Source organism: Microbacterium imperiale (assembly GCF_017876655.1).
In the GTDB taxonomy this organism is placed as follows: Bacteria; Actinomycetota; Actinomycetes; order Actinomycetales; family Microbacteriaceae; genus Microbacterium; species Microbacterium imperiale.
The window spans coordinates 2478408-2491420 of record NZ_JAGIOK010000001.1; the positions used below are offsets into that span (position 1 = coordinate 2478408).

At 67.1% G+C, this 13013-nt stretch carries 13 protein-coding genes; 1 reads left to right on the top strand and 12 read right to left on the bottom strand.

Features of this window, described 5'->3' with window-relative positions; translation table 11 throughout:
* The first annotated feature begins 48 nt into the window (after positions 1-48).
* Positions 49-1857, top strand: coding sequence for a DUF262 domain-containing protein (locus JOF37_RS12000; RefSeq protein ID WP_210007024.1), 1809 nt, complete (start codon positions 49-51; stop codon positions 1855-1857).
* Positions 1858-1937: 80 nt separating this feature from the next.
* Here the strand turns inward: JOF37_RS12000 and JOF37_RS12005 are convergent, their stop codons facing one another.
* From JOF37_RS12005 to JOF37_RS12060, 12 genes are all read right to left on the bottom strand, one after another.
* On the bottom strand, positions 1938-2390 hold the full coding sequence (locus JOF37_RS12005) for a single-stranded DNA-binding protein (protein WP_210007025.1): 453 nt from the start codon (positions 2388-2390) through the stop codon (positions 1938-1940).
* A 34-nt stretch (positions 2391-2424) separates the two neighbouring features.
* Entirely contained in the window at positions 2425-2907 is a 483-nt protein-coding gene (locus tag JOF37_RS12010; protein ID WP_204962922.1) for a hypothetical protein, read from the bottom strand.
* Positions 2904-3197 (bottom strand): hypothetical protein, encoded by a 294-nt coding sequence (locus JOF37_RS12015; RefSeq protein WP_210007026.1) that lies wholly within the window; start codon positions 3195-3197, stop codon positions 2904-2906. The genes JOF37_RS12010 and JOF37_RS12015 overlap by 4 nt, the downstream gene beginning before the upstream one ends.
* 101 nt (positions 3198-3298) lie before the next feature.
* The gene (locus JOF37_RS12020; protein ID WP_210007027.1) at positions 3299-5131 is read right to left on the bottom strand and encodes a type IV secretory system conjugative DNA transfer family protein; all 1833 of its coding nucleotides are present in this window, start codon (positions 5129-5131) and stop codon (positions 3299-3301) included.
* A gap of 9 nt (positions 5132-5140) precedes the next feature.
* Positions 5141-6418, bottom strand: coding sequence for a ParA family protein (locus JOF37_RS12025; protein WP_210007028.1), 1278 nt, complete (start codon positions 6416-6418; stop codon positions 5141-5143).
* A 2-nt stretch (positions 6419-6420) separates the two neighbouring features.
* Positions 6421-8028, bottom strand: a complete 1608-nt coding sequence (locus tag JOF37_RS12030; RefSeq protein WP_210007029.1) for a putative type IV secretion/conjugal transfer ATPase — start codon at positions 8026-8028, stop codon at positions 6421-6423.
* Positions 8028-9521, bottom strand: coding sequence for an SCO6880 family protein (locus tag JOF37_RS12035; protein WP_210007030.1), 1494 nt, complete (start codon positions 9519-9521; stop codon positions 8028-8030). Before JOF37_RS12035 ends, JOF37_RS12030 begins: the two co-directional genes overlap by 1 nt.
* Positions 9518-11008, bottom strand: a complete 1491-nt coding sequence (locus JOF37_RS12040) for a hypothetical protein (RefSeq protein ID WP_210007031.1) — start codon at positions 11006-11008, stop codon at positions 9518-9520. The genes JOF37_RS12035 and JOF37_RS12040 overlap by 4 nt, the downstream gene beginning before the upstream one ends.
* Positions 11008-11304, bottom strand: coding sequence for a hypothetical protein (locus JOF37_RS12045; protein WP_204962929.1), 297 nt, complete (start codon positions 11302-11304; stop codon positions 11008-11010). The genes JOF37_RS12040 and JOF37_RS12045 overlap by 1 nt, the downstream gene beginning before the upstream one ends.
* 19 nt (positions 11305-11323) lie before the next feature.
* Complete coding sequence (locus JOF37_RS12050) at positions 11324-11938, bottom strand: M23 family metallopeptidase (protein ID WP_210007032.1); 615 nt, start codon at positions 11936-11938, stop codon at positions 11324-11326.
* Between the two features lies 1 nt (position 11939).
* Entirely contained in the window at positions 11940-12680 is a 741-nt protein-coding gene (locus tag JOF37_RS12055) for a hypothetical protein (RefSeq protein WP_210007033.1), read from the bottom strand.
* A 9-nt stretch (positions 12681-12689) separates the two neighbouring features.
* A complete protein-coding gene (locus JOF37_RS12060; RefSeq protein ID WP_210007034.1) occupies positions 12690-12974 on the bottom strand; it encodes a hypothetical protein in 285 nt (94 codons plus the stop codon).
* Between the last annotated feature and the right edge of the window lie 39 nt (positions 12975-13013).

A 13013-nucleotide genomic window follows, 5' to 3' on the forward strand; every position in this document is an offset into this window, starting at 1 on the left:
CTCCACGGATAGGATCGCGACAAGCTCAGATGATTGCGGAGAGTGCAAGTGATCAAGTCCCTCAGCAACGACGCTGTCCACGCGTTGCTCAGCCCCGAGAACAACGTCGTCTACACCGTTCCGAAGTATCAGAGGGAGTATTCCTGGGGCCGGGATCAGTGGGATGAGCTCGTCGACGACCTCCTCGATCATGCCGATGTCGATGGACACTTTCTCGGCACCATAATCTGCGTCAACAACACGGCGAACACAACCAGCGAGTCGGTCCTCGAGGTCATTGATGGGCAGCAGCGGCTCACAACGATCTCGCTGATGCTCGCTGCGGTTCACTCGCTGCTTCAGGAATACCGTGGCGACCTCAGCGACGACGACGCAGTCGATCTGGTCAATCTCCGCCGGATGCTGATCTTGCGTGAGCCGGTGCGTGCGCGACTGCGCCCGCAAACGCAGAACGACAATGCCGAGGATTTCCTTCACGTTCTCGCCGAAGCGGGCCTCGGGGTTGCGGACCCTAAGCCTCGATGGGCCGGCGTTCGGCGTGTCAAGAAGGCCTACGCACACTTCCGCTCACGGATCACTTCACGTGCGGCCGAGACACAGTCATCTATCGCTGCGACCGCGCTCGATCTGCTCGGACGGGTCAAGCGTGCGAACATCGTGAAGCTCGAGGTTGCTACCCACGCGGATGCCTTCACTCTCTTCGAGTCGCTGAACAACCGCGGCATGCCGCTGACTCCGATCGACCTCATCAAGAACACGCTGCTGGGTCGAGCGGATCACCGCAGCGACGTTTCGCTTGATGGCGCCTATGCGCGCTGGCGCGAGTGGCTCGCGATTCTCGGGGACGATTACGGGACTCAGGAGCGGTTCTTCCGCTACTTTTACAACGCAATGAAGGACGAGTTCGACATCGGGTTGCAGGGCGTCCCCGTGGCCACTCGCACGAACCTCATCAAGATTTACGAGACGCTTATCGACCGTGACGTCGTCAAGCTCCTCGACGACGTCACGGTGGGGGTCGAGGCCTTCGGGCAGCTGATCGGATCCGGGGCGCCGGACGGACGAACGAGACTGGCACGCGCCTTCCAACGACTGCGCCGAGCGCAGGGCGTGCCGGCGCACGTCTTGCTTCTCTACCTCGTCATTCAGAGGAAGGAGATCAACCTCGGAGAGGACGAACTCGTCGACATCGTTGATCTCCTCACGGCGTTCTTCGTCCGACGCAACCTGACGGGGACGCCGGCGACGTACGGTTTAGTCCGTCTGTTCATGGACCTGGTCGGACGGTTGCGCGCGAGCCCGACGCAAGACCGCAAGCAACTGATCTTGGACGCACTCACCGCGGTGTCGGAGAGCGACGAGGGGTTCCACCGAGTTCTCTCAGGACCCGTTTACGAGGTCAACGCCGACGTCGTGCGCTTTATCCTCGCCTCACTCGCAGAACGACGCATGACTGCCGAGACCGAACAAGATCTGTGGCATCGCATCGAGACTAAGGGCAAGCCCGTCTACCGGTGGTCAATCGAGCACATCCTGCCGCAGGGAGAAAACCTGCCGCCCGGTTGGGTCTCCATGCTGGGCGGGCCCGCGGCCGCCACCGAGGCGCGCGAACGGTTTGCACACCATCTCGGCAACTTGACCATTACCGGGTTCAATAGCTCCCTCGGTAACCGTAGCTTCATCGAGAAGCGTGATCGGGTGGACTCGAACGGCAACCCGATCGGATATCGGAACGGCTTGAGCCTCAATGCTGATCTCGCCGTTCGCGACTCCTGGGGAGTCGACGCGATCTCCGCGCGCACTGAGCAGCTCGCCGGTGAAGCGATGGCGGCATTCCCGCTTGCCTACCGGAGGTAATTGACTCGATCGGGGTGTCCAGCACGCGAGAGCGGCGCGGGAGTACGATGACTCTCACGCCGCTCTCCTGTTGCGATGGGTCAGCGAGCAACCCCGACGCCGGTGGTCGAGACCGGCTGGGCTACTGGCCCCGTGGCGGATCTGTCCGCGGCGGGGCCGTTAGCTTTTGGGGCGCGGTCGACGGAGACGGTCGCGAACTTGAGCGACGCTCCGATGTTGTCGGCGACGATGTCGCGCGTCTCTCGGGTGTTGCCCGTCTCCTTGTCGGTGTAGGTGCCGAACCGCAGGTCGCCGGCGACGATCACGCTGTCGCCCTTGCGCAGCGAGTTCGCGACGTTCCGCGACTGCTGGTTGAACACGACGACGCGGTGGAACACCGTGCCGGCGTCCTCCCATCGGTTCGTCGTCTCGTTGAGGCGGCGATCGTTGACGGCGATCGTGAAGCGGGCATACTCGTTGCCCGACTCGCTCGCGCCGTGCTCGGGGTCACCGGTGAGGTTGCCCTCGATGGTGACCGGGATTCTGGTGGTCATGCTTTCTCCTTCCGATCAGAGACGCCGAGGCGCCTCACTCGGCGTGGGCCCGGCTGGTCCACGCCTCCCATTCCTGCTCGTCGACGACGTCCGTCCACGAGCGAGGCTTGTAGCGGCTGTGTCCACGCGAGCACCCGCCGGCGTACGCCCGACGCAGGCGAGGCAACGCGAGGGTGAGACGCTCGTGCCAGCCGATCGGGCCGAATCCCGAATCGGACGGGTGGAACGCCACCGTGTGCGCGGTGTGGAGCGCGGAGAGCTCCTCGACGAGGTCGCCGTGCTTGAACCAGCACGCCGGCACCACCGACTCCGAGATCTGGTACCGCACCGTGAACCACTCGACCCAGTCGCGCAGCACGATCCATGCCGTCCGTGCGTCGGCATCCGTCAGCGAGCGCCACTTCACGATGTGTGCGCCGATGGGAGCGGACGACCCGGACCTGTCGGGCGGATTGAGTTCGGTCAGGTCGGCCGCGAGAGCATCGTCGAGATCCTCCGGCTCTTGTTCGTACGTCACGTCCCTGCTCCTTTCGCGTGAGTGAGTGTGCGACGCAGGGCGTCGAGGGCGAGCTCGGATGCCACGCGCCGGGTCCGATGCCGTGACAGCACGGCATCCCGGTCGATGAGTCGATGAAGTAGCTCATGGCAGTACGGATGCAGGGGGATGAGATCGCCGTCCAGCTCATGGGCGACCCAGCGGCCGTCTTCGAGCCGCTGGACGCCGGCGTAGTCGAGATGGTGCAGCTCGAGGTCTCGCTTGTTCGCTGGAATGCCACATGCCGCGCACGCGAGCGGGTGCGGTTTCATCGCCGCGTGGGTGAACCACGCGTCGCGTCGCGCGAACCATGCCCGCGAACGGAGAAAGGTCGACCGATAGGCGTTCGCGTGGAGCGGGGTGCGGCGATTGCTCACTCCTCGCTCACCGCCTCTGCGGACTTGACGGGTGCTGCGGCTGGCTCGGGTGCCGCCGGTGCTCGGTGCGCATCCTCGAAGGTGCTCCGCTGCTCCTGCTCCGTCTCGCGCTTGCCGAGTTGGATTGCGCGGGCGTCGCGACGTTCGTCCCATCCGGCGAGGTCGAGGAGCACGCTCCGGCGGTTGCGGTACGCGAGCAGGCCGGCGGTCGGTGGCAGTCGGCGGATCTCGTCGACCGACATGAGGGGTCGCCGCTCGTGCTGCTCGCTGGTCGAGTGGCCGGCGTCGCGCGTCGACCACGACCGTTGTTCGCGACGGGTGTCGCGGGTGCCGAGGAGCGACTCGATGTCGCGCAGGTGGTCGACGTGGCTCGCTCCGCCGAGCAGCACCTTGGCCGTCGCGGCGGCCCAGATCGTGTCGGCCTCCGCCCGCGACCATGATGTCTCGGCTTGCGAGAGAGCCTGCAGCACGATGAACGTGCAGATGCCGCGACCGCCGCCATCGGCCATGATCCGTGGCAGGCTGCCCCACCGGAACATGTTGGCGATCTCGTCGAGGATCAGTCCGAGCGGATGCGTGAGCCGTGCACCTGGCAGGGCGAGTGCGCGCTTGCGGGCGACCTCAACGATGTCGTCGAGGACGGCGCCGAGCCATCCACCCATCGCGGCCGCGCCGGACGACGAACCGATCAGGTAGAGCGTGTTCGCCGCGTCGAGGAAGCTCATCGGGTCGAGCGCCGGGTCCCCCGGGCGGGGAGAGAGCGCGTCGCGGATCTGGGGCACGGCGAGTGGAGCGACGGCACCGCTGACCCCGAACCAGATGGACGAGACGAGCTTCTCGTCGCCGGCGATGGTGGCATCGAGGCTGTCGCCCCAGCCCGGCGCGCCGTCGGCTTTGAGGATCTCGACCGCGTCCCGCGTCTGCGCCGGGCTCGTGCCCCAGTCGTAGAGCTCTGCGATGGACATGCCGCCGACGGCGGCCGCGTGGAGGAGTCGTCCGAGGACGACGCCGGACGCTTGTGCCCATTCGCCGTTCGTCGTCGAGGAGCCGAGCGCGGTGCCGGTGATGATCGCGCTGCCGCGCTGCATCGCGACCAGCGGGTCTTCGCATCCGGCGATCGGCGAGATGCGGAGCGGATGCCGGACGCCGGACAGTCCCTGCGGGTCGAACACATGGACGTCGCCGCGGGCCTGCCGCATCCGCATGGTCGCCGTGAGGTTGTCGTTCGTCGTCGAGGTCGTGATGAGAGGACCCGACCAGTCGAGGATCGCCGAGATCAGGATCCGGTAGCCCTTGCCCGAGCGGGGCGGGCCTTCGAGCGCGACGGAGTCTTCGATGGAGACGTACACGTCGCGTCCGCGTGCCGTGCCGACTCTCCACCCGACGTCTGTCGCCTGCGGGCGAGCGAGATCAGGGCGCAGCTGCGCCGCTCGACGCAGCACGGCCTTAGCGGAGAGATGGTCGCGGATCTCACTCGAGGTCGCGAATCCCGGCCTGGTGCGCAGGTCGGCAAGGAAGGCGCGGTCGGACTCCCGGTAGCGACGCACGGCGACCAGAATCCAGACGGCCGCGGCGACGATCAGGACGACGGCTGCGGCATCCACGATGCGGATCGCCGCGACCGGCATCGCGCATTGCGCTGGTGCCGCGTACGCAGAGGCATCGCCGGTGATCGCGAGGCCGAGCCCGGCGAACAGGTGCTCGGGAATCGGTCGCGCGCCGCAGGCGATCTGAGTGACGAGCTCGGCGAGGAAGCCGAACGCGAACGACAGGATCACCGCAGCCGCGATGAGGATCGCGATCGCCTTGCCGAGCATCCCCTGGTTCATGATCGGTACCTACAGCGCTTCGGCAACGGCTGCGGCGGTTGCGAGCCAGGCGTCGCGCGTACGTCTCCGCAACGCGTCGAATCGGAGCGGTCCGGCCTTGAGGGCGGGATCGAACGGAATCATCTGCACAGCGCGCACGTGATCCCGGAATCCGTCCGCGATGCGGAACGCGGCAGCGGCTGAGGGCTCCGACTGGGTCACGACGACGACCGCCCGGTCGGCGAGGAGGCTGGATCGCTCGTCGCGTCCGCGGAGTGCGTCGAGCAGTAAGGCGGCGGACTCTGCGGACTCGGGTGTCGCGAGCGTCGGAATGACGAGCTGGTACGAGTTGTCGACCATGCGCAGCCAGCGCTCGGCCGATTCGTCGTTCCCCGAATCGAAGAGGACGAGGCGGTAGAACCGTGCCGCGACCTGCATCAGCAGGTCGAACTCGGCCGATGCGATGCGCTGATCGGTCGCGAGCAGCTCCGGGTTCGAGCGAAGCACGTCGTAGCGGTCCGAGGCTTGGTGGTGCACGAAGCGAGTGATGTCGGAGATCCCGGCGCCGAGTGCGAGCAGGCGGGATGCCTCGGGCAGCAGGTCGCGCAACGTTGTGTCGTAGAGGCCTTGCTCGGTGCGCCACCCGAGCGTTCCACGGGTGTCGTTGTTGTCCCACGCGAGCACATTGCCGCCGCCCTCGCGGGCGTAGACCGCCGAGAGCATCGCGGTGGTCATGGTCTTGCCGACGCCGCCTTTGCCGTTTGCGATCGCAATCGTGCGGCATCCGGCCCACTGCCTCGACACGACGGACGTCCACTCTGTGCGCTGACGCTCGGCCGCCGAGGGCTTGATTGTGATCCCCAACCGCTGCGCGAATCGTCGCCAACCACCCGCGCCTGTGGTGAGACCGGATGCCGGTGCGAGGAAGGAGGGGCGAGCGGGCGGCTCCGCAGCCGCCGTGTCGGGGGTGTCCGGCGCGGTCGGCTGCGGAGCTTCTTCGCTCACCTCCTCTCCATACGTCGTTGTCGGGGTGGTCGCGGTGGCGACCGGTTCCGCGGGCTCGAGGGGTGTGAGGTGCCCGTCCGGCGCGACGAGTAGGCGGTGGTCGCCTCGATCGCCCGAGGTGATCAGTTCGACGGTCGCTCCCGTGCGCTTGGCTTCGTCAGTCGCGCGTCTGACGATCGCGTGCCGCACGTCTTCGTCGGGGGCTGCGGGGATCGACTCCGCATGACCGTCCAGCGTGACGAAAGTCACGTGTGCGCCGCTCACCGTCGCGTACGCGCGGGGGTAGGTGATGATCGTGCTCATGCTCACTGCTCCTCGGTGTTCTCGCGAGGTCCGGCAGTGAGCCAGCCCTCGATCCCGGTGTCGATCTCACGTGTTTCCGGCCACAGCGTGTCGAGCGTCGCCGCGTCGATCGCGCGGACGTCGGTCTCTTCGCGGTCCGCCGGGGCCAACGCATCGTCGGTTGCGAACAACTCGTACTCCCACTCGGTCGACGTCGCGAAGCAGTCGACGAGGTAGGAGTATTGACCGACGTACGCGAGGAATTCGCCCTTGCGCAGATGCCGAGCCATCTCGACGTGCGGCGCCGGCAGGTTGAGTCGCGCGCGAAGCGCCGCTTGCTCCTGGCTGTTCACACGGAAGATGAACTTGTTCTCGATGTCGCCGACGATCGAGTACGCGAGTGACCGCTCGAGCGATCCTTCGTCGCCGACGGCGTCGAGGTCGCCCATCTTGTGCAGGATGACGATGTTGCTGATGCCGTAGTGGCGCGAAAGCTTCAGCCACTGCTGGAACATCTGCAGCGACGAGAGCGACGTCATGTCGCGCCAGCCCTCCTCGCGGACGACGTAGCGCGTGCGATGCGCGGCGCGGTCGGAGATCACGGCCTGGATCCACGCCGTCGAGCACACCTGCGTGAGCTGCGCGGCAAGATCGCCGCGCGCGAAGAGCTCGGACGTGTCGGTGACGACGATCGGCGCTTCCTGGTCGAACTCCACGGTGGACTCGTCTTCGAAGAGGCCTGACAGGTCTCCCTCGACAAGCCGGCGCAGCACGAACCGCGGCTGAATCGCGCCCTCGGCGGCGTGGAACGCGGCATCCGTCTCACCCGCGATCTCGCCGAGCTCCTCGAACACTCCGCGCAACGTCGGGTGGTCGTCCGTGCGGAGAATGCAGCGGTCAAGCGCATCGAGTAGGGCTGCGTGCTCGACCGCCGACAGACGTGCGCCGAGAGTCATCTCGATGAGCGCGATCAGCGTGCCGATGCGCCGCTGCTTCACCATCTGCTCGTGCTGCTCGTCCGTCGCGCCCGTTCGTCGCGGACCGCGGTCGAGCGGGTTCAGCCGCGTGCCTGTGCCTCCGCCGAGTCGGATCACCCGACCGCCGGGAATCGCCTCGGCCACCGCCACCCACTCGCCCTTGGGATCGGAGGGGACAACCACCTGATGCCCGAACGCGATCGACCTCGTCACGAGCGTCTTCACGGTCGCGGACTTGCCACCGCGGTACGCACCCAACACGAGGATGTTCGTCGAGAAGGTGCCTCGCTCGGACGAGTCGACGTACGCCTCCCACGGCGAGAAGTGCCACAACGCGTCGGCGTTGAGGTCGACGCCGAGGATCGGCCCGCGATGACCGAGCCCAGAATCGGCGACGAACGGGTAGATGCCCGCGATGTGCTGCGACGTCGCCTGGTGCGGTGGGATCCACGCCTTCGCGAGGTTCCAGTAGCCGCCGCGCACCAGCCCCGGCCCAAACGGCCCCGGAACAGCGGCTTCAGGTAGCCCGCGATCGCGTCGGGACGTCCGCGTGGGCTTCTGGTCCTGTCGAGTGCGGTTGATCTCGCGCTGCAGATCGCGCTTCTCGCGCCGACTGAGCTCGACGGGAGTGAAGGATGCCGCGTGCCTGACCATCACTTCATTCCCATCCCGATCGGCAGCGCGTTGACCATGAGCGCCTCGGCCTGCTGGCAGTAGAGAACCTGCGCCTCCATGCCCGCGCGCGAGAGCGCGTTGCGCATCCCGGCGATGGCCTGGTCGAGGCGTTCCTCATCGGGCGCGGTGACGGTGAGGTAGGCGCCGTACTGGAACTCGCCGTGGCCGCGTGCGATCTCCTGCTCGCGCTGCTCGAGGGCGCGCCAGTCCGCGGCATCCGCGGCCGATCCGTCGGCGCCGCGCTTCGCCCGCAGCGACTCGTTGCCCCGCCACACCTTCTTCTCATCGCGGATGCGCTTGAGCGCCTTCCCTACGGGCACCGGGGTGAGGACGATCGAGAAGATGTGCGTGATCGCTTCGCCGGTGTGCGGATGCCGCGCGAACACGACAGGGGAGAGGAACCCGACGGGTGAGTCGGACCGTGGCCACTCGTGCACCCACATCGTCGTGTGCACGCCCGAATCGGTGACGACGATGCCGTTGCGCCCCTTCGGTTCCTCGAGGTACATCGGCCCGACGGCCACGGGATCGACGCCGGCGACGGCCTCCGGCCGGTTCTGGACAGTGGAAGCGAACTCCGGATCGAAGGCGAGCCGCCCGAGCGCGGCGACGTCTCGTGGGGAGAGCCAGCGACGGACCGTGATCTTCGCGGACGTCAGGGCGTCCGCGAGATTCCCCGCTTCGATCTGCGCGAGCGTGACGATCGCCTCCTTCCCGCCGCCGAGCGCTTTGAGCTGGCCGCCGAGAACGACGAGGTCGAGGGTGAGGACGATGTAGTTGCGGTGGGCGACTTCGAACCGTTCGGACAGGTCCATCACGTCCTGGTAATTGTGCGCGACGGGGGAGTCGGCGCTCAGGTTCTGGACTCGGTGTACGGTGTCGTAGTGCTCTCGGGCGGCGCGGATCGTCGTCGGCAGTGTGCGCTCTTGCAGCGTGACCCGCTTCACGCCCGGGCGTTGCGTAAACGGGCCGAGCACGCGGTCGAACTGCTCCGCGAGGTCGAACCGTTCCGGCAGGTCGTGCATGAGGAACCCCTGCACTTCGAGCTCCGCGATCACGGATACCGATCGGTCTTGCGGGTTGTAGGCTGCCGCGACGTTGTTGACGTCCCAGAGTTGGATCGAGGCGCGCGTGCCGGGCAGGTTGAGCGTGCCGGTCAGCCGTGGTCGCTCAGGGCGGAACTTCTCCGTCGTGGCGCCGGTCGCGTGGCGGACCTGCTTCATGAGCCACAGTCCCGCCATCCTCGGCGTCGACATCCCGCGGATCGTCGTCAGCGCGGTGATGCCGAACGCGAGGTAGATCGGAGCGCCGTAGAGGAGCCCCAGCGGGCCGAAGCGGTTCACGAAGATGAGCAGCGCGACTGCGGCGGTCGTGATGAACGTGAGCTGCCACGGATCCATGCCCATGACGACGCCCTGTCGCGAGCGGCGAGGCAGGCGGACGGGACGCGCGTACTCGGTGGACTCGGTCATGAAGAACTCCGATCAGGCTTGGCGACGGATGTGGATTGGGGAGAGCGGGGTGGGGATGCCGCGGGCTGTGGCGTCGGCGTCTGGGCGGTGCCGGGCGTCGTGGGCGGGTGGGGAGCGGTCGGTTGCGGGGAGCGCGTGGTGGCGGCTTGCGCTCGAGCCGGTGCCGAGCCACCTCGCGCTGCCACGCCTGTCGTTTCGGGGGCCGTGGCCGGCTTCGAGGTCGGTGACGTCGAGCCGGGACGAGAGTTCGAGGAGTGCATGCACGAGGGGAGCGATCCGAGCCGTGTCGGGATCCGCGCGGCCGAGCGCGCCGCGCCCGCGGCCATGCGTCCGCCGTGCGAGCCAAGTCGCGAACCGATGCCGTCTGCGGCGACGGCCCCCGCGAAGCTGAACAGCCCGAAGATCGCGAAGGGCGCAAACGCGACGAGCACGAGCCCGACGATGAGGGGCCACGACTGCGGGTTCCAGATCGTCTTCACGGATGCCAGGCCGTTGATGATCAGCGTGACGAAGCCGATCGTGAGCGGGCCGGTCAGCAGTAGCACGAAGATCGCGGACACGTAGCGGACCACCCACTGGGGTCCGATCCCGCGCACGGGGAACAGCATCCAGGCGACCGGACCCACCATGATGAGGGCGGCGAGCACGATGTTGCGGAAGGCGAAGACGAGCATCAGCAGCAGCATTCCGAGCATGAGCAGGAGGTGGATGAGGAAGGCGAAGAAGTAGTTCGCTTGGCCGCCGGCCCACATCACCGACTGCAACGTCGAGTACAGGCCGTCGCGGCCGTCCTGCGCCATGATGTACCAGGTCATGTCGTCGACGGCGTTGAGTAGGTGCCCGGTGAACCACAGCGAGATCGGCACCGCGGGGACCGCTATGAACGATCGCACGAGCGCACCGACGAGTTCTTCTCTGTCGCCGGACACGACGGCCGCGGCGATCGCCCACACCATCGCGCCGAAGGTGACCACGAGGATCGCCCACTGCCAGAAGGACCACTGGTCGACGGCGGCCGTCCACAGCAACGTGGACGTGTCGAAGCGCATGTTGTCGGCGACGAGGAACATCATGCCGGTGGCGGCGAGGGCCATGCCCCGCCCGGCATTCTCGAACGTGACGCACACGGCGTCGCCCAAGCTGCAGCCGTACTTGACGATGAGAGCGCGACCGCCGTCAGCCTGAATTGCCTGCACGTGGCCTTCGTAGGTCGTGCAGACGGTCGTCCGCGCTCCGTCGATCGAGACGCCCACAAAGCACTGCTGTGCGGTGACGTTGTTCGGGTCGTTCGGCGTGCAGGTGACCTGATCGCTTGCGCGTTGACAGTCGACGTCGAAGGCCGGCGCCGACCACGGCTCGCCGCTCACGGCATCCATCGGGACGATCCGCGCGGCGTCCGTTTCGACGGCGTGCGCGCCGGAGCCCGACCCGAGGATGAGCAGCAGCCCGACCACGAAGCCGATCCGGAGAGCGCGCGTGATGTTCATCAGAATCCGAAGTCGAAGTTCACGAACCACGCGAAGAGGCCGGATGCCGCACCGAGCACGGCCGCGGCGATGAAGATCCAGAGGATGTTCTCGCCGGCCCACGTGCGCACGCGATCGGACGCGAGGCCGCGGAACGCGAGCGCTGCGCCGGCGATGATGAGCATGATCAGCACGACGAGCATCGCCCCCGCGAGGATGTACGACGCGATGACTTGGAAGCCCTGGAAGAACGGGGCGGAGAAGTCCGGTTGGATGTCGGGAACATCGACATCCGTCGGCACGGTGTGAATGGACATGATCGTTCTCCTTCGTTGACTACTTCAGGGGGAGGCCGAGGTTGGCCATGAATGGTTCGGGGTCGATGCGCACGCCGGAGTCGCGGACCTCGAAGTGCAGGTGACAGCCGCTCGACCGGCCGGTCGAGCCTTCGGCGCCGAGTGGCGTGCCGGCGGACACCTCGTCGCCGACGCCTACGCGGAGCGACTCCCACTGCATGTGTCCGTAGATGGTGAGCAGGCCGCCGCGGTGGTCGATGACGACGGCGTTGCCGTAGTCGAAGTACGCGCCGGCGACCGTCACGCGGCCCGGTCCGGCTGCGAAGACGGTCGCACCGCAGGGCTGGTCCATGTCGTAACCGCGGTGGTCAGACTTGCAGTAGCTGCACCCCTCAACTGGGTGATAACCGAACCCGCGTCCCTTCGAATAGTCACCCGCGAGCGGGTAGCCCCACTCTCCGCTGACCGCAGGAAGCTCCGTATCCTTCACGGGTTCGTTCGCCGTCGCGCTGGCGCCGGAGATCGCGAACGGGATTGCGATGAGCGGCGTGAGGATGAACCCCGTGCCGAGCAGGAAGACGAGGAGCGCCCCTACCAGGATCTTCCGACCAGTCCTCGTGTTGAGGGCTGCGGCGGCGATCACCGGGGCTTCCATGTCAGGGCTCCAACGGCTCCGTGAAGTAGCGGACGACCTTGCAGTCTCCTGACCGCTGGTCGGTGTCGGGGGTGGGTACCGATGCCGCGCCGCACAGCACCTGCACGCTCACGCGCACGTGGTCGTCGTACGAGGTCTCGCCGCCGGATCCGTCGGACCGGGTGAAGCTCAGCGTGACATCGGCGGTGCCGATGGACATGTCGCCGGACTCGTCGTCTGTCACCGGGACGTCGGTGACGTCACTGGTGACGACGGCGACAACGCGGCCGTCTTCGCCCGCGAGCGAGTCCCATTCGTCTTGCGGGAAAACGACGCCTTGCCGCAGCTCGGTCTGCGAGTCGGTCATCGCGGCGATCTGGTCAGCCTCGTTGGTGAACCGGGTATCGGGCGTGAACCACGTGTCGAGGTAGTCGAGCCACTCCTCGCGCGTGCTCTTGGTCGTGTCGAAGGTGGATGCCGCCGCAAGCGCCGCGCGAATGTATGTGTCGGCATCAGTGGTGATCGGTTCGGGCGTCCATCCGCGGTCGGCGGCGGTCGGGTCGACGACCGTGCCAGTGGGTTCGGGATCCGGCGCGACAGGCGGCGTGGGGTCCGCGGAGGCAGTGCCTCCGATGGCCTCCGATGGTGTCGGCGTCGGCCGCGCGATCAGCGCGCTCACGATGATCGCGACGATTCCGGCGAGTAGCACGAGGCCGCCGATGATCGCCCACGCGACTCCGCGGCGTCCCGAACTCTGGCTCATCATCACCGGTCAGGCCTCCTGATCTTTCAGGACGGCCACCGGGCACGGGTGGAAGGGCTCGCGCGTCGGTCGCCGTGTCGGCATCCTAAGCACGTCGACGGGCGCGCGATAGCGCCTTTTGTCGAGGATGTGGATAACCGACGAGGAATCGATGCACGTGGAGGAGGGGATGGTTTGGGGTCGCACTGAGGTGCCGTTGACGCCGTTGATCCGGTCGCGACCCGCGCGCCGCGCGAACTGCGCCGTGCCGCGCATGGTGCGCTTCGTGGCTGCGGAAGTTCGCCGACTGGACATGCCCACACGGTATAGCAGTGTGCGCGAAAAGTAAACAAC